This window comes from Vicinamibacteria bacterium (genome assembly GCA_035570235.1).
In the GTDB taxonomy this organism is placed as follows: Bacteria; Acidobacteriota; Vicinamibacteria; order Fen-336; family Fen-336; genus DATMML01.
Window position 1 is genome coordinate 1 of the sequence record DATMML010000042.1, and the last position, 22,019, is coordinate 22,019.

23 protein-coding genes, 1 tRNA gene and 2 pseudogenes are annotated in these 22,019 nt (G+C 65.8%); 16 read left to right on the top strand and 10 right to left on the bottom strand.

The genetic code is table 11. The annotated features are described in order from the left end of the window. From VN461_07185 to VN461_07195, 3 genes are all read left to right on the top strand, one after another. The coding region (locus VN461_07185) for a DUF302 domain-containing protein (protein ID HXB54551.1) at positions 1-303 on the top strand (303 nt) is incomplete at its 5' end. Beyond that, positions 300-797, top strand: coding sequence for a GNAT family N-acetyltransferase (locus tag VN461_07190; protein ID HXB54552.1), 498 nt, complete (start codon positions 300-302; stop codon positions 795-797). The genes VN461_07185 and VN461_07190, both read left to right, overlap by 4 nt. A gap of 11 nt (positions 798-808) precedes the next feature. Then, entirely contained in the window at positions 809-1,645 is an 837-nt protein-coding gene (locus tag VN461_07195; GenBank protein ID HXB54553.1) for a methyltransferase domain-containing protein, read from the top strand. Positions 1,646-1,890: 245 nt separating this feature from the next. On the opposite strand, the gene VN461_07200 is transcribed toward VN461_07195, so the two are convergent. The 4 genes and pseudogenes from VN461_07200 to VN461_07215 form a co-directional block, all read right to left on the bottom strand. After that, positions 1,891-1,967 (bottom strand) — tRNA-Arg (locus VN461_07200). Positions 1,968-2,211: 244 nt separating this feature from the next. Beyond that, positions 2,212-2,445 (bottom strand): annotated as a pseudogene (locus VN461_07205) (alcohol dehydrogenase catalytic domain-containing protein). A gap of 7 nt (positions 2,446-2,452) precedes the next feature. Next, entirely contained in the window at positions 2,453-3,313 is an 861-nt protein-coding gene (locus VN461_07210) for a carboxymuconolactone decarboxylase family protein (protein HXB54554.1), read from the bottom strand. Further along, positions 3,310-4,299 (bottom strand): aldo/keto reductase, encoded by a 990-nt coding sequence (locus VN461_07215; protein ID HXB54555.1) that lies wholly within the window; start codon positions 4,297-4,299, stop codon positions 3,310-3,312. The genes VN461_07210 and VN461_07215 overlap by 4 nt, the downstream gene beginning before the upstream one ends. A gap of 86 nt (positions 4,300-4,385) precedes the next feature. On the opposite strand from VN461_07215, the gene VN461_07220 reads away from it, so the two are divergent. The 5 genes from VN461_07220 to VN461_07240 all read left to right on the top strand — a co-directional run bounded on the left by VN461_07220 (position 4,386) and on the right by VN461_07240 (position 8,691). Beyond that, positions 4,386-4,955 (top strand): LysR family transcriptional regulator, encoded by a 570-nt coding sequence (locus VN461_07220; protein HXB54556.1) that lies wholly within the window; start codon positions 4,386-4,388, stop codon positions 4,953-4,955. Positions 4,956-5,284: 329 nt separating this feature from the next. Next, positions 5,285-5,548: a type II toxin-antitoxin system RelE/ParE family toxin gene (locus VN461_07225; protein HXB54557.1), complete on the top strand. Its 264-nt coding sequence runs from the start codon at positions 5,285-5,287 to the stop codon at positions 5,546-5,548. Next, positions 5,545-5,856, top strand: coding sequence for a helix-turn-helix transcriptional regulator (locus VN461_07230; GenBank protein ID HXB54558.1), 312 nt, complete (start codon positions 5,545-5,547; stop codon positions 5,854-5,856). The genes VN461_07225 and VN461_07230 overlap by 4 nt, the downstream gene beginning before the upstream one ends. A 412-nt stretch (positions 5,857-6,268) precedes the next feature. After that, complete coding sequence (locus tag VN461_07235; GenBank protein ID HXB54559.1) at positions 6,269-7,033, top strand: enoyl-CoA hydratase/isomerase family protein; 765 nt, start codon at positions 6,269-6,271, stop codon at positions 7,031-7,033. 11 nt (positions 7,034-7,044) lie between these two features. After that, positions 7,045-8,691 (top strand): FAD-dependent oxidoreductase, encoded by a 1,647-nt coding sequence (locus tag VN461_07240; GenBank protein HXB54560.1) that lies wholly within the window; start codon positions 7,045-7,047, stop codon positions 8,689-8,691. Between the two features lie 236 nt (positions 8,692-8,927). Here VN461_07240 and VN461_07245 read toward each other — a convergent pair whose 3' ends face one another. Beyond that, positions 8,928-9,515 carry a chalcone isomerase family protein gene (locus VN461_07245; GenBank protein ID HXB54561.1) on the bottom strand — a complete coding sequence of 196 codons (588 nt, stop codon included), beginning with the start codon at positions 9,513-9,515 and terminating at the stop codon, positions 8,928-8,930. A 126-nt stretch (positions 9,516-9,641) separates the two neighbouring features. Here VN461_07245 and VN461_07250 point away from each other — a divergent pair, with 126 nt between their 5' ends. The 4 genes from VN461_07250 to VN461_07265 are packed head-to-tail and all read left to right on the top strand — an operon-like array spanning position 9,642 to position 13,164. Continuing rightward, on the top strand, positions 9,642-10,595 hold the full coding sequence (locus VN461_07250; protein HXB54562.1) for an ArsA family ATPase: 954 nt from the start codon (positions 9,642-9,644) through the stop codon (positions 10,593-10,595). Next, the gene (locus VN461_07255) at positions 10,592-11,767 is read left to right on the top strand and encodes an ArsA-related P-loop ATPase (GenBank protein ID HXB54563.1); all 1,176 of its coding nucleotides are present in this window, start codon (positions 10,592-10,594) and stop codon (positions 11,765-11,767) included. The genes VN461_07250 and VN461_07255 overlap by 4 nt, the downstream gene beginning before the upstream one ends. A gap of 12 nt (positions 11,768-11,779) precedes the next feature. After that, positions 11,780-12,955 carry an ArsA family ATPase gene (locus VN461_07260; protein HXB54564.1) on the top strand — a complete coding sequence of 392 codons (1,176 nt, stop codon included), beginning with the start codon at positions 11,780-11,782 and terminating at the stop codon, positions 12,953-12,955. Continuing rightward, positions 12,952-13,164 carry a hypothetical protein gene (locus VN461_07265; protein ID HXB54565.1) on the top strand — a complete coding sequence of 71 codons (213 nt, stop codon included), beginning with the start codon at positions 12,952-12,954 and terminating at the stop codon, positions 13,162-13,164. Before VN461_07260 ends, VN461_07265 begins: the two co-directional genes overlap by 4 nt. Positions 13,165-13,474: 310 nt before the next feature. On the opposite strand, the gene VN461_07270 is transcribed toward VN461_07265, so the two are convergent. Beyond that, positions 13,475-14,020 (bottom strand): Mov34/MPN/PAD-1 family protein, encoded by a 546-nt coding sequence (locus tag VN461_07270; protein ID HXB54566.1) that lies wholly within the window; start codon positions 14,018-14,020, stop codon positions 13,475-13,477. Between the two features lie 123 nt (positions 14,021-14,143). On the opposite strand from VN461_07270, the gene VN461_07275 reads away from it, so the two are divergent. Both VN461_07275 and VN461_07280 read left to right on the top strand, forming a co-directional pair. Continuing rightward, entirely contained in the window at positions 14,144-14,644 is a 501-nt protein-coding gene (locus VN461_07275; GenBank protein HXB54567.1) for a hypothetical protein, read from the top strand. A gap of 48 nt (positions 14,645-14,692) precedes the next feature. After that, positions 14,693-15,271 (top strand): annotated as a pseudogene (locus VN461_07280) (GTPase domain-containing protein). 659 nt (positions 15,272-15,930) lie between these two features. Here VN461_07280 and VN461_07285 read toward each other — a convergent pair. The 4 genes from VN461_07285 to VN461_07300 form a co-directional block, all read right to left on the bottom strand. Beyond that, positions 15,931-17,109, bottom strand: a complete 1,179-nt coding sequence (locus tag VN461_07285; protein ID HXB54568.1) for a glycosyltransferase family 4 protein — start codon at positions 17,107-17,109, stop codon at positions 15,931-15,933. After that, positions 17,106-18,278, bottom strand: coding sequence for a glycosyltransferase (locus VN461_07290; GenBank protein ID HXB54569.1), 1,173 nt, complete (start codon positions 18,276-18,278; stop codon positions 17,106-17,108). The genes VN461_07285 and VN461_07290 overlap by 4 nt, the downstream gene beginning before the upstream one ends. Next, entirely contained in the window at positions 18,275-18,754 is a 480-nt protein-coding gene (locus VN461_07295) for a hypothetical protein (GenBank protein ID HXB54570.1), read from the bottom strand. The genes VN461_07290 and VN461_07295 overlap by 4 nt, the downstream gene beginning before the upstream one ends. A 71-nt stretch (positions 18,755-18,825) precedes the next feature. Further along, positions 18,826-19,824, bottom strand: coding sequence for a hypothetical protein (locus tag VN461_07300; GenBank protein HXB54571.1), 999 nt, complete (start codon positions 19,822-19,824; stop codon positions 18,826-18,828). Between the two features lie 158 nt (positions 19,825-19,982). Here VN461_07300 and VN461_07305 point away from each other — a divergent pair, with 158 nt between their 5' ends. Next, positions 19,983-20,276, top strand: a complete 294-nt coding sequence (locus VN461_07305) for a BMC domain-containing protein (GenBank protein HXB54572.1) — start codon at positions 19,983-19,985, stop codon at positions 20,274-20,276. Positions 20,277-20,294: 18 nt separating this feature from the next. After that, complete coding sequence (locus VN461_07310) at positions 20,295-21,935, top strand: acetaldehyde dehydrogenase (acetylating) (GenBank protein HXB54573.1); 1,641 nt, start codon at positions 20,295-20,297, stop codon at positions 21,933-21,935. Positions 21,936-22,019 lie beyond the last annotated feature (84 nt).

Genomic DNA, 22,019 nt, shown 5'->3' on the forward strand with positions numbered 1-22,019 from the left:
GTACTCACCGTGCTGGGCGGTAGGCCCACGCGGGCGATGACCTACGTCTTCGGCAACGCCCTGATTGCTGTCGAGATGACGAAGCACTCCCCGCGCGTCGGGCTCTACGTGCCGCTCCGCCTTTTAGTGTACGAAATCGAACCCGGCCGTCTCGCAGTTACCTACGACGTCGCATCACGAGCCCTCGCGCAGTACGGCTCGCCAAAGGTCGACTCTGTTGCCCGGGGGTTGGACGCCAAGGTGGAGCAACTCGTAGCAGATGCTGTTCGTTTGTCGTCCTTGGCTATGGAGAACGCCTCATGACGGCGGCTCAGATCAGGCGCGTTGGGCCGGCTGAGGCCTCCGCGTATCAGTCCCTCTTTCTCGAGGCGCTGCGATCCGTTCCGACTGCCTTCGCCGCCGACTACGAACAGGAAGCGGCACGCGGCCTCGATGAAGTGGCCAGGCGTCTTGAGAGAGAGGCGAGCTACGGCGCGTTCCTGAGCGGAACATTGGTGGGAATCGTGACCCTGCAGGCGCAACCGACGCCGAAGCGACGCCATGTGGGGATGGTCTGGAATATGTACGTCGCCGATGGCCATCGAGGGACCGGCCTCGCGTCCGAGCTGTTCCAGCACGTGCTCCAGGTCGCGGAGCGCGAGGTGGACCAAGTCGACCTCTATGTCGCCGTGGTGAATCAACCGGCCTGGAAGTTCTATCGGCGATTCGCGTTCGAGTCGTACGGCGTCATGCCGCGCGCTCTGCGGGTCGCAGGGGTGGACTACGACGCGTTGATGATGACAAAGAAGTTTCGGTGACGGAGCAGCCAATGGAGACACCCGAGGCGATCGCACGCCACTACTCGGTTGGCACTGATCTCGACCGCCGGATCGACGAAGTGCTCGGCGCGGCGGGCTTTAACAAGGCGAAGCCCCCGTCGCCGGATATTCTTGCCGCGCTCGACCAGTTCCACGTCGGTGGAATCGGTGCTACGGCGGACCTTGGGCGCCTGCTGGCCCCGAATGCTGACGCCCGTGTCCTCGATGTCGGCTCCGGCTTAGGCGGGCCGTCGCGCTATCTGGCCGCACACTTCGGTTGCCGAGTCAGCGGAGTCGACCTGAGCGAGTCCTACTGTCGAGTCGCCTCCCTCCTCGCTCGACACACTGGCCTAGAGGATCGAGTGGACTACCGGCAGGCCGACGCGCTGCGTCTGCCATTCCCGGCGGAGTCTTTCGACGCCGTGTGGACGCAACACGTATCGATGAACATCTCGGAGAAGGAGACGTTCTACGAGGGAATCGCGAGAGTGCTCAAACGGACGGGCAGGTTCGCCCTGCACGACGTCGTGGGGTCCGGCGGCGAATCCATTCGCTTTCCGGTGCCCTGGGCGCGCGATGCAGCGTCGAGCTACCTCGTCACCGGTGATGAACTACGAAAGGCCGTACTGCACGCGGGCTTTTCTCTTGTCGCGTGGAACGACGTCTCCGTCGCCGCCCTGGACTGGCTCGGAGGCGTGATCGCGAACACAAGGACCTCCGGACCACCGACGCTCGGCTTGCACCTGGTGCTCGGCCCGGCGTTTCCGGAGATGATTGCGAACTTCCACAGGAACATCGAGGAACACCGGTGTGTGCTCGTGCAGGCCGTCTTCGAACGCATCGCATAGCACCCTGGGAGAGGGCTCAGTTGCGGTAACTTCTTTCGAACCTCCGACCTCTTGGTCCCGAACCACATCTCAGGTCCCCTCATGCTGCGGGGGGCCCTTTGGGGGCGGCGGATGAAGGCCGGCAACCCCGCTGACCGGTCCACGAGATTGCAGAGTGTTCCAAGAAGTCTCAAGAATGACGGAACCAAAATGGAACCACGGGGAGGCGGCTTGCGTGGAAGATTTTGCTAAGTTGTTGGCCTAATTGGTACGCCCGATAGGGCTCGAACCTATAACCTTCGGCTCCGGAGGCCGACGCTCTATCCAGTTGAGCTACGGGCGCATTGATATCAACTACTTATGGCTTGCGATTTCGCTGGCATCTCACTGGCAACATCGGCTTCAGCCTATTTTGCGACGCATCCAGCCGAAGACTGCCAGGGACCAAACGCACGAAACGAGTCTAGCACGTTCCGGCCGCGGTCGATTCCGCGGAATGTCCTTGCGGCTAGGGGCGGGCGAGCTCACAGATGTAGCGGTCTGATTTAGCAATCAGGAGGTTAACGTGATCGGGCTCCGCTCCTGACGCCCCTCTTGACCGTCCGCACGCCCTTGCCGACGTCCTCGACGACGCCGATGAACTCGTGACCCATGCGCCGCCCTTTCGCGGTCCGCTCCATCGACTGGTAGGGCCACAGGTCGCTGCCGCAGATGCAGGCCTTGGTCACCCTCACGAGGACGTCGGTCGGCTGGGCCAGCTTCGGGTCGGGTACTCTTTCCACACGGACGTCGCCGGCCGCGTACATCACGGTTGCTTTCATCGTGTTCTCACTTGCTCTCGAAGACGTCCTTGGCGACGGTGACGGCGGTGATCGCGCTCGGCCAGCCCGCGTAGAAAGCGAGGTGCGTGATCGACTCGACGATCTCCTCCTGGGTGACGCCGTTGTCGCGTGCGCGGACGAGGTGCGGTCGGAGTTGATCGGGGCGGTTCATGGCGATGAGCGCGCTGATCGTCACCAGGCTCCGGTCGCGAGGGGACAGCTGCGGGCGCGCCCACACGTCCCCGAACAGAACATCGTCGGTGAGCTGGATGAGCTTCGGCGAGAAATCGCCGATGAGGCGCTGGGCTGGCGTGGGCGGCCCGGCTGCGGCGGAAGGCGAGGCGGCGGTGGCGGCCGGCCGCCCGCGAACGGAACCGCTGTATTGCTCGTCGGTGACCTTCTCCATCCAGTCCGTGTTCTTGCCGTCGAGCTGCTCGACGATCGCGATGTGTGACATGCCCGCCGTGGGTGACGCGCCGTGCCAGTGCTTCTGGTCGGCCGGAATCCAGACGACGTCACCGGGACGGATCTCGTCGATGGGATCCCCCCACCGCTGCACGCGGCCGACCCCGCTCGCCACGATCAGGGATTGGCCGAGCGGATGGCTGTGCCACGCCGTGCGCGCTCCCGCTTCGAACGTCACGCGCGCGCCGGAAGCCCGCCCCGGAGCGGCGGCCTGGAACGGTTGATCGACGCGCACGGTACCCGTGAAGTTCTCGGCCGGTCCCTGGCGCGGGGACTGCCCCTCGGCCCGAGTGATGACGAGCCTGGCGTCCTGATCTGACATGGCAACCTCCTCTTCCGGCGCCGCCACTCCAATACCGAGCAGCGACGACACCGCGACCGCCACCAGCACTTGCGCTTTCATCGGTCCACCATGCGCTGCGAGGCCTCGGAATAGCGCGCGCCGTGGATCTCGATGCGCGATGTGGCCTCGTCGATCTCGCGCAGGTCGTCGGGGGTGAGAGACACGTCCACCGCGGCCAGGTTTTCCTCGAGGCGCGAGAGCTTGGTGGTGCCTGGGATGGGCACGATCCACGGCTTCCGGGCCAGCACCCAGGCGAGGGCGATCTGGGCCGGCGTCGCACGCTTGCGCGCCGCCACTCCGGCCACGAGGTCCACGATCGCCTGGTTGGCCTTGCGGTTCTCGGGTGAGAGCCGCGGCACCGTGTTACGGAAGTCGGTGCCGTCGAACTGCGTCGTCTCGTCGATCTTGCCGGTCAAGAAGCCTTTGCCCAGGGGACTGAAGGGCACGAAGCCGACGCCCAGCTCCTCGAGCACGGGGAGGATTTGCTCCTCCGGCTCCCGCCACCACAGCGAGTACTCGCTCTGCAGGGCGGTGACGGGCTGGACGGCGTGTGCCCGGCGGATGTTCTTCACACCCGCCTCGGAGAGGCCGAAGTGCCTCACCTTCCCCTGCCGGATCAGCTCCTTCACCGTGCCCGCCGCGTCCTCCATAGGCACGCTCGGATCGACGCGGTGCTGGTAGTAGAGGTCGATCACGTTCGTGCGGAGGCGCTTGAGCGACGCTTCCGTCATCCGCCGGATGTTCTCGGGACGGCTGTCGAGCCCCGACGGCTTGCCGTCGGCGTCGAATCCGAACGCGAACTTCGTCGCGATGACCACCTGGTCGCGCACGGGAGAGAGCGCCTCCCCGAGGAGCTCCTCGTTCGTGAAGGGGCCGTAGACCTGCGCGGTGTCGAAGAAGGTGACGCCGCGGTCGACCGCCGCCCGCAGGAGCGCGATCATCTCCTTCCTGTCCTTCGGGGGCCCGTAGCTGAAGCTCATCCCCATGCAGCCGAGGCCGATGGCGGAGACTTCGAGGTTGCTGTTTCCGAGCCTGCGCTTCTTCATCCGCGTCCTCCTCATCGAACTTACGCCCCCTGACCGGCGGCGACCAGACGGGGACGGCCGAATAGGGCTGTGAATGCAGCTCAACAATGCCGCAAAACGAGTTGAGCGTCCTCGCTGCCTTCGCGGTCGTGGCCGACGAGCGCAGCTTCACCAAAGCGGCAGTGCGGCTCGGCGTCAGCACGTCCGCAATCAGCCATTCCATCCGCGGGCTCGAGGAGCCTCTTCGCGTCCGGCTGTTCGCGCGCACCACGCGCACGGTCGCGCCGACCGAGGCCGGCCAGCGTCTCCTCGCCCAATTGGAGCCGACCCTCGGCGACATCGAGGCTGCCCTCACCGAGGTCGGCCGGCTCCGCAACGAGCCGGCCGGAACCATTCGCTTCATCGCCCCCGCCGTCGCCGCTTCTATGACGATCATGCCACACCTCGCTCGCTTCACGCGTAAGTATCCCGACGTGATGCTCGACGTCGTCACCCAGGACGACAGCCGGCACGACCTCGTCGCCGCGCGCTTCGGTGCCGGCATCCATCTCGGCGAGTTCCTGCAAAAGGACATGGTGGCCGTCCGCGTCTCGCACGAGCAGCGCACAGCGATCGTCGGCGCCCCGTCGTATTCAAGTCCCACCGCTCAAGACCGGAAGGACTTCAGCCCTTGGTAGTAGGTCCGTAGGGAGCCGCGACGCCTACCACCGTGTCGCCCATTCGGGTGCCTTCAGTAAACGCGGCTTGTTGAGATTCAGGTCCACCAGGAGCTGTTCACGGAGACCGTGCCCCCGAACCGCGGCACTGAACAGGCACCCATCTCCAGATGCCCGACAAAGCTTCTGCTTCTGGAGCGACCCCACGAGGTGGGTGCCCAGCCCTCGCCTGTTTGTTGGCTTGAACTCGTATACTGGACTTTGTATAATCCATCGGCGTGGTCAAGCCAATTCGCTGGATTGGACCCTCGCTGAACGATCTGAGGGCGTTTCCGGAGGACGCGTGACGCATGGCGGGATTCGAGCTTCGGAGGGTCCAGCAGGGGCTTCAGCCCACCGACTGGAAGCCGATGCCCAACGTGGGCACCGGTCTCGAAGAGATTCGAATCGGCACCGGGCAAGAGCACCGGGTCTTCTACGTTGCCCGCTTCGAGGAATGCGTCTACGTCTTGCACGCCTTCGAGAAGCGGTCTCGGAAGACTCCTGCCACGGAGATTGACATAGCGCGCGATCGGCTGCGTGAGGTGCTGGCGACGAGGCGGAGGCCACGATGAAGCAGAAGGCAAAGCCTAGAGTGACTCGCTCCAGCGGAAACGTGTTTCGGGATCTCGGGTTCCCTCCCGACAAGGCGGAGCACCTCCTGGTGCGTGCCGACCTCATGATCCGGCTCGAAAGGGAGCTCGACTCCCGTAGCTTTAAGCAAGCTCAGGCCGCCAAGCTTCTTGGAATCACTCAGCCACGAGTCAGCGACTTGCTCCGCGGCCGCGTCGAACTCTTCAGCGCCGATGCTCTCATCGACATGCTGGCTCGGCTCGGGATCAAGGTCCGTATCGTCGCCTCGACACGGAGGAGAGTCGCGTAGGGCCTGGATTCAGCTCCTGCTCGCCTGGTGCCGGCCAGCCGACAGTTCGACCACGCGACCCTTGGCCGGCTTGCCGCTGACGATCGCCTCGAGCCGGCGGCCCCACGCCTCAAGAGCCGCCCGTTTCTCCGGGTCATAGGAGTGATTAGATTACCTCGAGAGGAACGGCGGGCGCTGGCGCGTTGGGCCCGGCGAGCAGGACGAGGCCGGGTTCATCGGGCTATGCTAGGGGCCGTTCACCGCTTCGAGCAGACGGCGGCTGGATGACCGACGGGGACCCCGGCTCGCGACCCGCAGCCACGCGAGTCCGGCCGCCCTTGGCGGCTGAGTGATCCATCTGCGTCCAGGGCAAGGCCCTTCATGGTCAACGTTCGCCACCGGTTACTGGAAGCCCAACAAAGGGAGTAAGGCTGTGTTCGACAGCTATCGCAACAGATACGAAAACGCGAGAATGAAACGAGAAGATGGAATCCTCGAGGTCGCCTTGCATTCGGGAGGCGGGCCTCTTGTGTTCAACGGCTACGTGCATGAGGCCCTGGTTGGGGCATTCCGCGACATCGGTGATGATCGCGAGAACCACGTCGTCATCCTGACCGGCACCGGCACTGAATTCTGCGCCCAGATCACTCCCGATGGTTTCGACTTCTTCACACCTATTGGATTCGACAAGATCCTCCGGGAGGGCACCAAGCTCCTCGAGAACATTCTCGACATACAGGTCCCGATGATCGCGGCGATCAACGGGCCGGTGACGGTGCACTCCGAGTATGCCTTGCTCTGCGACATCGTCATTGCCACCGAAGATGCCTACTTCGAGGATGCGCCTCATCCCGCATTCGGCATCGTCCCAGGTGATGGCTTGCATATCGTGTGGCCCGAAGTCATCGGCGAGATTCGCGGTCGCTATTTCCTGCTCAGCGGCCAGAAACTGAGCGCCGCACAAGCGAAGGAGTATGGCGCGGTGAACGAGGTCGTTTCTCGTGAAGCCTTGCTGCCGCGTGCCTGGGAACTGGCACGGCACATGAAGAAGCAGAGCCCACTCACGTTACGGTACACGAGGATGGCGCTCTCGAATCGCTTTCGTCGCAGGCTCCAGGAGGGGTTGTCGTACGGACTCGCCCTCGAGGGCATCTCTGCGGCACAGGTCGCGCTGTTGAACGCTCGAGCCAAAAAGTAGGGCCTTGCTCCGTGGCTGCCGATACAGATGCCTTCCCGCAACTCAGCGGCGCCGAACTGGCGACGTTGGGGCAGCTCGGTGTTCGGCGAGCGGTCGGGGCGGGCGAGTACCTGTACCGGGAGAGCGACCCCGGTTACGATTTCTACGTCGTCCTTTCCGGCGCCGTCGAAATCATCGTCAAGTCTGAGGGTAAGGAACGCGTCATCGCCCGCCACGGAGCCGACCGGTTCCTTGGCGAGTTGAATCTCCTGACCGGCCAGCGCGTGTTCGTCTCGGCCCGGGTTGCCGAGGCCGGCGAAGTGATCGCCGTTCCGCGTGATGTGCTCAGGCGACTGATGGCCACGGACGCGAGTCTGAGCGACAAGATCCTGGCCGCTTTCCTCGCTCGCCGTGCGATTCTGATGAGTGGCGCCGCCTCGGCGATTCGCCTAATTGGATCGCGGTTCTCACCTGACTTCGGCCGCGTTCGCGAGTTCCTGGTCCGCAGTCATATCCCGCACGAGTGGCTGGACCCGGACGCTGACCGAGAAGTCGAGCGCCTTCTCCGGGAGTTCAATATCGCCCCCCAGGACTTGCCGGTCGTGATCGCCACGGGCGCGGTGCTGCGCCGCCCGACCCCGAGTGCTCTAGCCGACTACCTCGGGCTGACGGTCGGAAAACTGCCGGACCGCTGCTTCGATCTGATCGTCGTGGGCGCCGGTCCGGCTGGGCTCGCGGCAGCAGTGTACGGCGCCTCGGAGGGACTACGCACGCTCGTCCTCGAGATGGTCGCCGTCGGTGGCCAGGCGGGGTCCAGCTCAAGGATTGAAAACTACCTGGGCTTCCCGACTGGCATCTCTGGGGGGGACCTCACGCAGCGGGCAACGGTCCAAGCCCAGAAGTTCGGCGCATCTCTCAACAGCCCGTGCGCGGCGGTATCGCTGCGGGAGGAGGCCGGCCATCTCGTACTCCGCTTATCCGACGGCGCCGATGTCCCGGGTCGGGCGGTGATCGTCGCCACCGGAGCGCGCTACCGGAGGCTCGATGCCGTCGGGCTCGAGCAGTTCGAGTCCCGTGGCGTGTACTACGCCGCGACCGAGTTGGAGGCCCGGTCGTGCGCGGGGTCGCCTGTGGTGGTCGCCGGGGGCGGCAACTCCGCTGGACAGGCCACGCTGTTTCTAGCCACTGCGGCGAGCGCTGTCACCCTCGTGATCCGGGGACCGGACCTCGCGGCAAGCATGTCTCGCTACCTCGTCGATCGGATCGAAGCCGACAAGCGGATCGTCGTCCGGCGAAACACCAGGATCGTGGCGCTCGAGGGTGACCAAACTCTGACCGGAGTGCGGGTCAGCGGGCCCGATGGCGAGGAAAAGCTCGCCAGCACCGCCTTGTTCTCGTTCATCGGCGCTGACCCCGCCTCGGATTGGTTGTCGGGCTTCGTCGCGCTTGACGATAACGGATTCGTGCTCACCGACCGATCCCTCGAGCGCAAGCACCTCGATGGGCGTTGGGAAACGCTCGGACGCCCCCCGCTGCCCTTCGAGGCCAGCCACCCGGGGTTGTTCGCCGTCGGCGACGTCCGCTCCGGATCGACCAAACGAGTCGCGGCCGCGGTCGGCGAAGGCTCGGCCGCCGTTCGCTCGGTCCACGCCTACTTGGCATTCGATCGTCATGCCTGATTACGACGCGCGAGCCGCCCGGCGCAGGAGGATCTAGACATGGCGCCGCGCGTAACGACGACTCATCGCGGTAGGTCGCCTCGTTAGCGCAGCGAGCCGACCATGGAAATGGCATTCACGGGGTCAGGGGTTCGATCCCGATCTACTGCGGTGGCGCCCCCGCGTTCTGCGCGGCCTTTTCGATGAGAGAAGCAACCGCCGCCGGCTACGACACGTAAACCGCGCGGCTATCGGACCTACTTGAGCAGCTCTCCCGCACGCGCTATTAGATCCTTCTTTAGCTCGTCCTGGATGGGCTTCTCCCCCAGCCAAATGCCGAACACCGAGGCCGCAAAGGCCTTGTCCTTGATGGGAACCTTGTTGAGGCCCGCCACCTTGACCTCCAGCGCGCCCGCGGGGGTCAGATGGAACACGTACTCCTGCCCGTTCTTGGTGTCGCTGAAGTAACCCAAGAGGAGGTCAACTTTCGCGGCGTTGGCGCCCTTCAACGCGTCGCGGAAAGCGTCCCGAACCTGATCCGTGCTCACGTCACGAACGAACTTGAGCACCATCGCCTTCTCGAAGTCGCCCGAGACGAGAGCCTGGTAGAAGGCGGGTGAATTCGCCTGCCCCTTGTAGGCGGCGAGGGGCCCCGCCAGGGCGGAATCGGCCACATAGAGGCCCGCCGCGTAGACCTTGACTCTCCCCATCATCTTGCTGCGCACGCCCATCCCGAGCAGAGATGTGGGCCCCATCTTGGGCGCGAATCTCACTCCGCTTCGGGGCTCCACGATCTCCTGAGCCACGGCCGTCCCGACGAGACTTCCCGCGAGCAAAACGGTCACGATTGATCTCATGGCGAGGGATGTTACCACTGAGCAGGGGAGGAAGACGCGGCCAGGATCAACGCCGGCTGCGCTCCGCAGGCAACCGCCCGGTGAGGATCGGAGAGGCGTGTTAGGCTCCCCTAAATGATTCTTGACGAGCTCCTGTCGAAGCGTCTCCTGATTCTTTCCGGAAAGGGCGGCGTGGGCAAGAGCGCGGTGGGCACGGCCTTGGCTCTGACCGCGTGCGACCGTGCCAAACGCGTGCTCATGGTTGAGGTGGGTGCGTCCGTGGAGGCGGCTCGCTACCTAGGCGCACGGCCCGCAGGCGCGCAGGCCACCGAAGTGAGGCCCGGCCTCTTCACCGTTAACCTGGACCCGGGCGGTGTGCTCGACGAGTACGTCCGGCAGGTGGTGAAGATCCAGCTCTTGGTGCACCGAATCCTGGAGAACCCGGTCTACCGCCGCTTCGTCTCCGCCGCCCCCGGCTTGCGCGAGCTGATGGTGCTCGGGAAGCTCATGGTGTTGGAAGAGGCTCGCGACCGCTGGTCGCGGCGGCCCCTCTACGATCTGATCATCCTCGACGCTCCCGCCACCGGCCACGGTCTCTCTTTCCTCAAGGTTCCTTTGGCCGCGTCAGAGGCCATCCCCGTCGGCCCCGTGGGTCACAATGCCCGGCGCATCCTCCAGCTTTTGCGAGACCCTCGCCGCACCGGCCTGGCCATCGTGGCCACGCCCGAGGAGATGGCGGTGGTGGAGGCGCTGCAGTTCCACCGACAGGTGGCGAGCGAGGTCGGCATAGCCACGAGCGCGGTCATTCTGAACGCTTGCCATGAGAGGAGGCTGGGGGAGGCCCAGGAGAAGGAGGTACGGCGGCTCGTCGCTCAGGGTGCGCACGGACGGCTGGCGGGGAGGGTGAGCCTTGCCGCCGCCCTGCGGTCTGGCCAGCGGCACATCCGCCGACGGAAGCTCACCCGCTTCTACCAAACCCGGTTGCGGAAGGCTCTCGACCTGCCCCTCGTCTGCCTGCCCTACCTACCGTGTGAGGAGCTCGGTCCGGCCGAGGTTCGCCTGCTGGCGGACCGCCTCGAGGTCTCGTGACGGGCCGGCACGGAGCGAGCCCGGCGGATGCCCTGGCCAGCGAACTCCAGGCCCGGCGGATCGTTGTCGTCTGCGGCTCGGGGGGCGTCGGCAAGACGACCACCGCCGCCGCGCTTGGTTTGCGGGCGGCGCTTTGTGGCCGCCGCGTGCTGGTCTGCACGATCGACCCCTCCCGGCGGTTGGCCACCAGCCTCGGCCTCCAGCAGCTCTCCGGCCGTCCCCGCGCCCTGGACCTCGCCCGTTTCCACCCCCTGCCCGGGGGTTCACTCTCCGCGATGGTTCTCGACACCAAGACCACATTCGACGCTCTCGTGGAAGCGTACGCGCCCAGCGAGGCCGACCGGCGCCGCATCCTGGGGAACCGCTTTTACCGGCAGATCTCGGCCGCGCTCGCCGGTAGCCACGAGTACATGGCGATGGAGAAGCTCCTGGAACTGTCCGGGGACAAGCGCTTTCAGCTTGTGGTGCTGGACACGCCCCCCACCCGGCACGCCCTAGACTTCCTCGAGGCTCCCGACCGGCTCATGAGCTTCCTCGATACCAGCATCCTGCGCTGGTTCCTAAGGCCCTACTTTGTGGCCGGTAAGTTGACGATCAAGGTGGCCACCCGAACGGGGGCCACGGCCCTCAAGCTGGTCGACCGCTTCCTCGGCCTGCAGTTCCTCCGGGATCTCTCGGAGTTTTTCCTCGCCTTCGGGGGTATGTACGACGGGTTCAAGGACCGGGCCGCGCGCGTGCACGCCCTGCTGCGGGACGAGGCCTCGGGGTTTGTGTTGGTGGCCGGCCCCACTCGCCCCGCTCTCGAGGAGGCGCTCTATTTCCACGAGCGGCTTCGGGAAAAGAGGATGCCGTTCCTGGGCTTCATCGTGAACCGGGTCCATCCCGATCCCGGGCAGGAGATCGGGTCTGGGCCCCCCGACGCGGGCGGGGCGACGCGAGTCGACCCGAAGCTCGCCGAGGCCCTGCTCCAACTCTACCGCGATCAGCAAGGGGTGGCCCGGGTCCAGCACCGGGCCATTGCCCGCCTGGAGGTGGATACGGGAGAGCGCCCGATACTGGTCCCCGAGCTCGACCAGGACGTCCACGACCTGCGGGGTCTACGCGAAATGGGTGACGCGATGTTGGGGGAGCCCCCCGCGGACGGCCGAGCCCGGCGGCGGATATCTTCGTAAGATTAAGAAGAGATGCGCATCATCCTCTACTCGGGCAAGGGGGGCGTGGGCAAGACCAGCCTGTCGGCCTCCACCGCTCTCCGCGCCGCCGGGCTGGGACACCGGACCCTTGTCGTCTCCACGGACGCCGCCCACAGCCTGGCCGATGCCCTCGAGCAAGAGATTGGCCCCACCCCTACCCCCCTCGCTCCCAAGCTAGAGGGGCTGGAGGTGGACGTGAACCATGAGCTCGCAAATCGCTGGGGGGTGATCCACGAGTTCCTGACGCGCTTCATGACCTTCCGGGGTGTGGAGGAGGCGGTAGCGGAGGAGATCGCCATCCTGCCCGGCATGGAAGAGCTGTTCAGCCTGCTCAAAGTCAAGGACTACGCGGAGAGTGGCGCTTACGACGTGATCGTGATCGACTGCGCCCCCACCGGAGACACCCTCCGCATGCTGGGCATCCCCGAGATCCTGAACTTCTACTTCGCGCGCATCTTCCCCATCCAGCGCAAGGTCGTCCAAACCGTGCGGCCGGTGGCCCAGCGCATGACGGACATGCCCATCCCCTCCGACGAGGTCTTCGGCGCTGTCAAGTCGCTGTACCAGCAGCTCGAGGGCATGGGGCCCTTGCTTCAGGACCCGCGCCGAAGTTCGATCCGGATTGTTCTCAACCCCGAGAAGATGGTGATCAGCGAGTCGCAGCGACTCTACACCTATCTCAACCTCTTCGGCTTCCCGGTGGACGCCATCATCGCCAACCGGGTGCTGCCGGATCAAGCGCGCTCTCCCTACTTCGACCGCTGGTTCGGGATCCAGGCCGGGCACCTCGCGGCTGCCCGCCAGGCCTTCGACCCCCTCCCCTTCTTCCAGGCCCCCCTGTTCGACCGTGAAGTGGTGGGCGCGGCCCTCCTCGACGAGTTCGCCCGACGCGTGTTCGGCGACACCGACCCCACGGCCGTTCTCTACCAGGAGCGGCCGATGGAGGTGAAGAAGGAAGGCAAGGGCTACGCGCTCTACATTCGCCTGCCCTTTGTCGAGAGGGACCGGATTCAAGTCTGGACCCGGGGTGACGAGCTCGTCGTTCAGGTGGACAATCAGAAGCGACACCTCATGCTCCCGCGGACGTTGGCCTCGCGCCGGCTGCTGGGCGCCGCCTTCACCGAGCAGCGGCTGCGGGTGGCCTTCGGTGGGAAGGAGGACGCGTGAGCCGAGCCGATTCGAGCCCGAAGAAGGCGTGCTGCCTGATCTCGGAGATGCTGGAGGAAGCGGGCCTTGACCGCGAACGGGCGCGCCGCCTTCGGCGTCAGGTGTTGGAGGGAATTGTCGTTCTATGCCAGTGGCAGCTCGAGCGCATGGAAAGGCCGCCCGCCTCCTCCGCCTCCGGGCGGAAGACCCGCAAGGTCGCCGTGGAGTGACCATTCGTCCCCTCTGCTGAATCCCTGTGCAATCCGCTCTCGGGGCCGTCAGTCGTGGGTTCCCGCACGTCGATCCACAGCTTTTCCGCGACGTCTGTGGAAAAGCTTGGCTCGGGGGCGGTCTCCCGCCCGGAAGCACTCCCCAAGGACTCTCCACCCAGCCCCCACTCGAGCCGGGTTCGCCCGGTGGAGTGGACCTGGGGCCCGGGCCCCGACAGGGCTAACCGCTCGCACCGCGGTCTCGTCGCGTCGATGAACCTCTGGAACCCGGCGAGGGCTGGGCGCGCCGGTGCAGTCCCGAGTCGAGAGGTTAGCGGGCGATCTGGAGCGGTCGGGCATCAAACCCGATCGCGTAGGGGCAGAGGATGGGTGCACGCCGGGGCTCGCCGGCTGCGGTCACGGTGTAGGCCGTCAGGCGGAAATAGTGCTCGTCCGTGGTGCCGGAAAGCGACCCGTCGTCGTTGTAGTTCCAGGGCACCTCACGGAGCCGGTCGTTCACGCTCACGATGATGTAGACGTTCTCGGAGGTCATCCCCTGAAGGTCCGTCTCGCTGGGGTGGTTGGCGGCACGGCTGTACCCCCACATGGTGTGGGAGTGGAAATCCCCAATGACGGAGAGCTGGGGGATGTTTTGAAGGAAACGCTCGATCCTCTTGTGGGCTCGAGGGTTGCTGACCACGCCCTTGTGCCGGCGGCCCGCGGTCTGGAAGGGCAGGGCGTGCTCAACGATGAACGTCTCCTCAAGGCCCTTGCGGTCGCGGTAACCGATGAGCAGCCCGAAGCACTCGCGCTTGTAGACCTCGACCGCGGAGATGAGGAGGCCCCAGAAAGCGTTTTGTGAGACGTAGGCGGTCATGGGTGTGGGTGAGGGAGTTTCGGAGGACGCGATACCAAGAACAATTCTAGGGGGCCTCCCTCCTGCTGTCAACGAGTGTCTGAGATTTGACATAACCTGATCAAAATAGGATACTTAGCACATATGAGCCACTCAGACCGCCGCTATCACCGCACCGTCCGAGCCCTGCTCATCGCTGCCCTGCTCTTGGCGTCCCGGCCAGGGGGGGCGGCCGAGCTCGCCGCTTTCGTATCCGGCGCCACGCCGGGCCCCAACTGGAACGGCGGCGGGTTCGGTGTGTCTCTCACCATTACCCTCCTCAACCTGGTGGGGCTCGAGCTGGAAGGGGCCCGACAGGGAGGGGTCGTGACCGATTCGAGCATGCTGAGCGCTTCCAGCCGAGCGTTCCTCGCCCCTCCCATCGGTCGCTTCGTTCCCTACGCCGGCCTTGCCGTCGGCGCCTACAAGCAGACGCTCGCCTCGCACGACCAATGGGGGACGGTGTCGGGGGTCTTCGTCGGGGCCCGGATCAAGCTACCCCTCGGCATCCTCATCAAGGGCGAGTACGAATGGGTCAACCTCCCGAACGACGCCCTCATGAAGATGGATGCCCGTTATTACGGGGGCGTGGGCATCAGCTTCTGAACCCTCCGCCCGGGGAGCCGGGCAGCCCCGTGCTAAACTCATCGGCCCATGGTGTTCCTCAACTACACCACGATGCAGATGACGGCCAAGATCGTGTACTACGGTCCTGGCCTCTGCGGGAAGACCACCAACCTCCAGTGGATCCACCTCAAGACCGCCCCCCGTTCCCGGGGCGAGATGGTGAGCCTGGAGACCGAAACCGACCGAACCCTCTTCTTCGACCTCCTCCCTCTCGACGTGGGCGTGATCGGGGCCATGAAAGTCAGGTTGCAGCTCTATACCGTCCCCGGGCAGGTCTTTTATAACGCCACCAGAAGGCTGGTCCTCAAGGGCGTGGACGGAGTCGTTTTCGTGGCGGACAGCCAAACCGCGGCCATGGACACCAACCTCGAGTCGCTCAAGAACCTGCACGAGAACCTGGCCGAGCTCGGCCTCTCCATCGAACAGGTCCCCATCGTCTTTCAATACAACAAGCGCGACATACGCAACATCCTGCCCGTCGACAAACTGCACGAAGCGCTGAACCCGGGGGGAGTCCCGGAATTCGAAGCCGCGGCCATCCACGGGGTGGGCGTCTTCGAGACCCTAAAGGGAATCTCGCGTCTGGGCCTCGCTGCTATCCGGAGGAAGATCGCCGAAGACAACCGCAAGCAGGAGGCCGTTCAGCCCGTGGGCGTGGCCACGGGCAGGATTCCGAGGGGGGCGCCTGTGCCTGCGCCGCTGGCGATTTCGTTTTCCGCGCCTGCTCCTTCTGCCCCCGCTGCATCCTCGGCTCCCGCGGCCCCCATGGCCCCGGCCGCCAGCGCCACCAGCGCTGTCGACGCGGCCACCGCTGGCGATGATCTACTGGCTGGACTCGTCGCGGACTCCCCCGAGGTCAAGGAAGTGGAAGTCGAGTTCGCGGAGGAGGACACCGACAAGCACGCGGTACGGCCGGTGGCCACTCGGGACCTCCTTGACATCCATCGCGAGCTGGAGAAACTCCGGACCCTCGCCAACACCGGCCGCCGGAAGGCGTCTCCCCCCGCCCATGAGAAGGATGTCGAGCGGCTCTTCCAGGACTTGATGGTCTCCGAGCGGGACTCCCGGCAGGAGGTGAAGCGCAAGGTGAGCGTGGACGTGCCGAATGGCCTCCTCAAGGGCGCCTCCGACCTGCGCGTTCACCTGGCCTTCCAGCGGGACGGGAAGGAGGAAGTGGTGGAGGACGCGGTCACCGTCAAGTTGATGGGCAACCGTCGCCTGGAGCGGCTCATCCTCCACCTCGAACTGGACCTTAAGGGGAAGGGCTAGGGGTTAGACCGGCTCAATCGGGTGAAGAGGTCCTCCATCTTCCCCTCCACGCGCTCCCAGGAATACTCGTCTTCGACGTACCGCCGGCCCTGCGCACCCAGGGTCCGGCCCAGCTCAGGCCGGCTGAGCATCAGCTTCAGGGCCTCCACGAACTCCGCATAGCCGTGGTAGAAAAGCCCGCCCCCCGAACGCAGGCATTGACCCATGAGCACGCGGCAGCGGGCGTTGGCGAGGACGGGCGTGCCGAGCTTCCAGGCCTCGAGGGTGATGACGGACAGGCTCTCGTAGGGTGAGGGCACGAGCAGCAGACGGCACTGGCGGAGGGCCGCCACCTTCTCCTCCTCAGTTATGAAGCCTACGTGACGGATGCGGGGGTGGTCGGGAACGGGAATCACCGAGGTCCCGGCCAGCACAAGGTCCACGTCCTCCCCCGTCTCCTCCAGGAACTTCTGGAAATACGCGAAGAGGGTGATGCAGCCCTTGTTCTTGTCGATCCGGCCTACGTAGAGGAGGAAGGGGCGCGGGAGCCGGTGGCGGGCGCGGAAATCGAGGGCGGGGTCGGAGTCGGGCAGGTTGAGGCCGCTCCCGATCACCACCGAGGGCACCTCCCGGTTGCCGGCCGCGTCCTCGACCAGGGTCTGCTCCTCCGGGGTCAGATAGACGATGCCGCGCGGTGAGCGGAAGAAGGGCTTGAAGATCTGGAGGTGGATCGCGGGATCCTCCTCCGCGGTGGGGACGAGGAGGGCCCGTTCTCGAACCGCGGGCAAGCCGTAGTAGCTCTGGTAGTAGCGATAGCAATAGAAGAGGAAGAAATCGAACCGCGCGCGGGCCCCGGCCACGCCCTTGATGAGCTTGGGCGAATAAGGCCCGTTGGCCCTGACCCAGGCCTCCTCTTCCTCGCTGGTGTGCGGCTCGTGGAAGCACACGTTGCAGAGGGAGGCGAACTCTCGGGCGTTGCGGCGCTTGCCCACCGTGAAGCGGTGGACGGGGATGCCGTTCACGGTCGTGGTCCCCGCCGGATAATGGTTCCGCCATTCCAGATAATCGAGAGCCCGGGTGGCGAAGACCTCCACCTGGTGGCGGCGGGCCAGACGCTCGGCCAGCCATCGGCAATGCAGCTCGGCACCACCGTTGACCTCCGTCCCGTAGCGCTGGATCACGAAGGCTAGCCTCATGCCCCGGTCACGCGCGCGAGCAGCCGGTCGTACTTGGCCATGATGGCGTCCCAGGCGTAGTGGGTCTGGAAATAGGCGTGTCCCTGGCGGCCGAGGGTATCCGCGACCTTGGGCTCCGACCGCAAAAGGTCCAGGGCCTCCGCGAACTCTTCGTACCGTCGGTAGTAGAGGCCGCCCCCCGACCGCAGCACCTGGCCGCGCAGGACCTCGCAGTCCCCATTGACGAGGACCGGACGCTGCATCATCCAGGCCTCGAGAACCACCATGGAGAGGCTCTCGTGCCGCGAGGGCATGAGGAGGAGGCGCGCTCGGGCCAAGGCGGCCAGCTTTTCCGCCTCCGGCACCACCCCCAGCAAGCGGAGGTGGACGTTCTCCGAGATCTCCATGGTTCCCTTGCCCAGGAGGGCCAGGGTCAGGCTGGAGCGGGTCTCGCGCTGATAGCGAAGGAAGTGGTCCAGCATGACCGCACAGCCCTTCTCGGGTTCGATCCGACCGATGTAGATGAGGTAGTCCCCCAGAAGGTCCAGGCGGGAGGCCACCTCGTCCACCGGGATCACGGCCGGGCAGTTGATGCCGGTCCCCACCACGTCGCCTGGCACCGACTCGTTTGCGGTCACGCGTTGGATCAGGTCGCGTTCCTCAGGGGAGTTGTAGACGATGGCGGCGGGACGCTTGAAGAAGGGGGCAAAGAGCCGCAGGTAGATCACGCGGTCGTGCTCGGCGGTGGGTACGAGCAGGCTCTTCCCGGGGGCCACCTGCAACCCGTAGAAGGAGGTCCAGTACCGATAGGAGAAGAAGATGAGGGCATCGTAGCCGGCATGGCTCGCCTGCAGGTGCGCAAGGAGGGCCGGGCAGTAGGGGCCGTGCTCGTCCATCCACCGGCGTTCCTCTTCGTCCGTGTGCTCAAAGAAGCAGACCTTGTTCGCGACCTCGTCGTAGGTCTCGACCCTACGGGGGCGCTCGACCGAGAAGCGGCGTACCGCCACCCCGTTGATGTGGCTGGGACCGACGGGGTACTCGTTCGCCCAGGTCAAGTAGTCGGTGGCGGTGGTGGTCAGCACCTCAACCGCATGCCGCTCGGCCAGGTGCTCGGCCACCCAGCGGCAATGCAACTCCGCCCCCCCCACGACCTCGAGTCCGTAGCGTTGGACGACGAGCCCGATCCTCAAGGCCTCCCTTCCCGCCCCCGCTCCCGCTCGAGCTCCTCGCAGCGGTTCTTGAGGGCGGTGTGCTCAAGCTGGAGGCGGGTGAGCTCTCGGACCACGTTGTGGCAGAGGTGGACCATGTAGAGGTTGATCTGGGCCTGACGGCTCAACACGTGATCGGTGTAGAGGCGCACCAGCGGACGCACCAGCTTCTTGACGAAGACGATGAGCTGGCCGGGCAGGCCCCGCCGGTGGGTCTGGATCCGGTAGTCCACGGAGATGTTCCAGTTGTGGTCGGGGGCCATGAGGCGGGCCAGGAGCTCGGGGTCGATCTCGGCCTCGTCCGCGAAGGCCTGGAGCTTGAGGGCCGTCATCTCCTGAACCTCTTCGTCCGTGTAGCGGCCTAGCTCGCGCTTCCTGCGGATCCGCTCCCGAATCTCGGCCATGACCTCGGCGACGTCGATCCGCCCGTCCGGCTTGACCGTCCCGGCGTCTCCCATAGGAACCTTCCAAAAAACAAAAGGAGACGGGATCGCTCCCGTCTCCCTGGGCTCGTCGCAGTTGCCGACGGCTAGGGCTTCTTCGTGGCCGCCGGGGCCTTGGGAACCGGGGCCTTCCCCGCCGTGGCCGGGAGGGGTCCTGCGTCCACGACCTCGGGCCCGGACAGGGGACCCAGTTTGTCCGCCTCACCCACGTACAGATGGTAAACCAGGAGGCCCAGCTCCCGGTCATCGTTGTTGAGAGGGGGGGTCAAGAGCTTGGGGACGAACGACTGGTTCATGGCCAACCGGAGGTCGACCCACTCGTCGTTGCCCAAGTCGGCGGCCTTGACCCGGATCTTCTTCCGGAACACCTCCGAGCCTTCGATTGGGATCACGACCCCGTTCTTGCCCCCGATGGAGACCGTGAGCACGGGGGGCTGGGGGAAGAACTTCACGCTGGTGTCGGCCTGGAGGTACACGATCACGTCTTTCCTGGGGTTCTTGAAGGAGACCAGGGCCTCCTTCTTGGTCCAGGTCCTTTCCACGCTGGGGTTCTCGGGCTGGGCCTCGGGGTTGTGCCAGCCCTCCTTGTAGACCAAGAAGATGTTCTCGGTCTGGGGCAAAAGCTCCATCCGGGCGACCTTGTATTCGCGCAGCCCCTTGTCCTCGCCCTTCAGGGGCAGCCGCTCCCCCCGTCCCGGGTGCGGGTAGAGGCCCATGCGGACCTCCAGCTCGCCCACGTAGGGATAGATGGGAATGAACTTGGTGCGGGTGTAGGTGTAGGTCTTGCCCGGCTCCCAGGCGGAGGGAGGCGGGGTCGGCATGTGGTCGTCCTCGAAGAGCATGACATCGTGCGAGTCAAGGAAGTGCACGAGGGCGCGGTAGTCCTTGTCCAGCTTCTTGGCCCCTGGTTCCACCGTCCAGGTGTAGGTGATTTCGATGGCGCTGCCCAGGGGCGCGCGCTCCCGGTTGACCTTGAAGGACGGCACTATAGGGTTGACTTCGGCCGGCTTGCGCCGGTTGCAGGCGGGCAGCAGGGCCATGACCGCGAATGCGGCGGCCAGCCCCGTGGAACGTCCAAGCTTCATTCTCCCTCTCCTGGCGGTCCTTGATAGTTGCAGTTTGGCGGCCAAAACCCCCCAACGATACTGATTCGGGACAGGTGTGTCAATGAAGGCCCCACCCCATATGCTATAGTCGCGCTGTTCCCGGTCGACGCCTACCAAGCCGGCCTCGGGAGGTTCGAATGTCCATGGAAGCACTGGGGATGGTGGAGACCAAGGGACTCGTCGGCTCCATCGAAGCCGCCGATGCCATGGTCAAAGCCGCCAATGTTGTCCTCGTCGGGAAGGAATACATCGGGGCCGGCTACGTCACGGTGCTCGTGCGGGGCGACGTGGGAGCGGTCAAGGCGGCCACCGACGCCGGCGCGGCCGCCGCTCGCCGGGTAGGGGAACTGGTGTCGGTGCATGTGATTCCGCGCCCCCACCAGGAGGTGGAGAAGGTCCTCCCCGGCGGCGCCGACGCCAAGAAGGCTTAGCCTCTTCCCCCGCCGTCCATGACGATCCAGGACCCGGACCTCCTCTCCATCCAGCAGGCGCGGAGCTTGGCCGCGAAAGCGCGCGAGGCCCAGCGGGCGCTGGCCGAGTTCTCGCAGGAGAAAATCGACCGCGTCGTGGACGCCATGGCCGAGGCCAGCCGGGGCGCAGCCGAGCAGCTGGCCCGCCTGGCCCACGAGGAAACTGGCTTCGGCAACGTCAAGGACAAGACGACCAAGAACCTTTTCTCGGCGGTGGATGTGCACGCCTACATCCGGCCCCTGCGAACGGTCGGCATCCTGCGCGAGGACCCCGTGGCCCGGGTGGTGGAGATTGCCGAGCCCATGGGTGTGGTGGCCGCGATCATCCCCTCCACCAACCCCACCTCGACCGCGATCTTCAAGGCCCTCATCTCCATCAAGGCCCGCGACGCGGTCGTCCTGAGCCCACACCCTTCCGCTCGGCGCTGCATCCAGGAGACGGTCAAGGTCATGCACGGGGCGGCGGTGGCCGCGGGGCTGCCCCCCGACGCCCTCTCCTGCATGACGGACGTGACCCTCGAGGGGACCCAGGAGCTGATGCGCACCCGGGCCACGGGGGTGATCCTGGCCACGGGAGGGATCGGCCTCGTCCGCGCCGCCTACTCCTCCGGCAAGCCCGCCTACGGGGTGGGTCCGGGCAATGTCCCCGCCTACATCGAGAAGACCGCCGACGTGCCCAAGGCGGTGCGGGACGTGATCAACGGCAAGACCTTCGACTACGGCACCCTCTGCTCGTCCGAGCAGTCGCTCGTCTGCGACGAGGCGATCCGGGACCAGGTCATCGCGGAGGTGAAGAAAAACGGCGGGTACTTCCTGAACGAGGCGGAAACGGCCGCGGTCTCCCGGGTGGTGGTCACCCCCCAGCGTCTGGCCAATCCCGAGATCGTGGGCCGACCCGCCCCCTACATCGCCGAGAAGGCGGGCTTCGCGGTCCCCCCCGCTACTCGTGTCCTCCTGGCCCCCCTCGCGGGGGTGGGCCGTGACTTCCCGCTCTCGATCGAGAAGCTGTCACCGGTGCTGGCCTTCTATGTGGTCAAGGACTGGCACGAGGGCTGCGAGCGCTGCCTCCAACTCCTGCGCTACGGAGGAACCGGCCACACGCTGGGAATCCACAGCGGAGACGACGCGGTAATCCGGGAGTTCGCCTTCAAGAAGCCGGTTTTCCGGATCGTGGCCAACACCCAGACCTCGATGGGGGCCACCGGCTATACGACCGGCCTCGCCCCCTCCATGAGCCTCGGTTGCGGGGCCTACGCCGGCAACATCACCTCCGACAACATCACGCCCCTCCACCTCATCAACATAAAGCGCCTGGCCTACGAGCGGCCGCGCGGCGCCTCCGCCAAGACCCCGCCTGCCTTGATCGACAAGGTGGCCGCCTTCGTCGAGGGCCGCCTCGGTTCGACGCCGGCGCCGCCCCCAACCCCACCCCTGACCACCCGTGCCCCTGCCCCTGATGCCCTCCTCGACTTCGTGTCCGAGGACGATGTCCGGCGGGCTCTACGGGAAGGCCGGGTCTTGCGCCTGGCCCCCCGAGCCATTGTGACCCCCGCCGCCCGGGACGCTGCCTCCGGGACCCAGGTTCTCCTCGCGCCGGAAGGCCCGCCCGCCAAGTCCTGAGCGCTCTGTGCTACTATCCTGTGACACGCCGCCCGGAGGGTGCACTTGGGTCCATCGTGGACGGGTCGGAGGTGCGAAATTGTT

Coding starts and splice junctions, on each gene's coding strand:
- VN461_07230 (HXB54558.1), top strand. CDS start 5,545: ATGAAGCAGAAGGCAAAGCCTAGAGTGACTCGCTCCAGCGGAAACGTG.
- VN461_07305 (HXB54572.1), top strand. CDS start 19,983: ATGTCCATGGAAGCACTGGGGATGGTGGAGACCAAGGGACTCGTCGGC.
- VN461_07270 (HXB54566.1), bottom strand. CDS start 14,020: ATGACCGCCTACGTCTCACAAAACGCTTTCTGGGGCCTCCTCATCTCC.
- VN461_07275 (HXB54567.1), top strand. CDS start 14,144: ATGAGCCACTCAGACCGCCGCTATCACCGCACCGTCCGAGCCCTGCTC.
- VN461_07220 (HXB54556.1), top strand. CDS start 4,386: ATGCCGCAAAACGAGTTGAGCGTCCTCGCTGCCTTCGCGGTCGTGGCC.
- VN461_07260 (HXB54564.1), top strand. CDS start 11,780: ATGCGCATCATCCTCTACTCGGGCAAGGGGGGCGTGGGCAAGACCAGC.
- VN461_07225 (HXB54557.1), top strand. CDS start 5,285: ATGGCGGGATTCGAGCTTCGGAGGGTCCAGCAGGGGCTTCAGCCCACC.
- VN461_07310 (HXB54573.1), top strand. CDS start 20,295: ATGACGATCCAGGACCCGGACCTCCTCTCCATCCAGCAGGCGCGGAGC.
- VN461_07210 (HXB54554.1), bottom strand. CDS start 3,313: ATGAAAGCGCAAGTGCTGGTGGCGGTCGCGGTGTCGTCGCTGCTCGGT.
- VN461_07300 (HXB54571.1), bottom strand. CDS start 19,824: ATGAAGCTTGGACGTTCCACGGGGCTGGCCGCCGCATTCGCGGTCATG.
- VN461_07285 (HXB54568.1), bottom strand. CDS start 17,109: ATGAGGCTAGCCTTCGTGATCCAGCGCTACGGGACGGAGGTCAACGGT.
- VN461_07250 (HXB54562.1), top strand. CDS start 9,642: ATGATTCTTGACGAGCTCCTGTCGAAGCGTCTCCTGATTCTTTCCGGA.
- VN461_07195 (HXB54553.1), top strand. CDS start 809: ATGGAGACACCCGAGGCGATCGCACGCCACTACTCGGTTGGCACTGAT.
- VN461_07215 (HXB54555.1), bottom strand. CDS start 4,299: ATGAAGAAGCGCAGGCTCGGAAACAGCAACCTCGAAGTCTCCGCCATC.
- VN461_07295 (HXB54570.1), bottom strand. CDS start 18,754: ATGGGAGACGCCGGGACGGTCAAGCCGGACGGGCGGATCGACGTCGCC.
- VN461_07190 (HXB54552.1), top strand. CDS start 300: ATGACGGCGGCTCAGATCAGGCGCGTTGGGCCGGCTGAGGCCTCCGCG.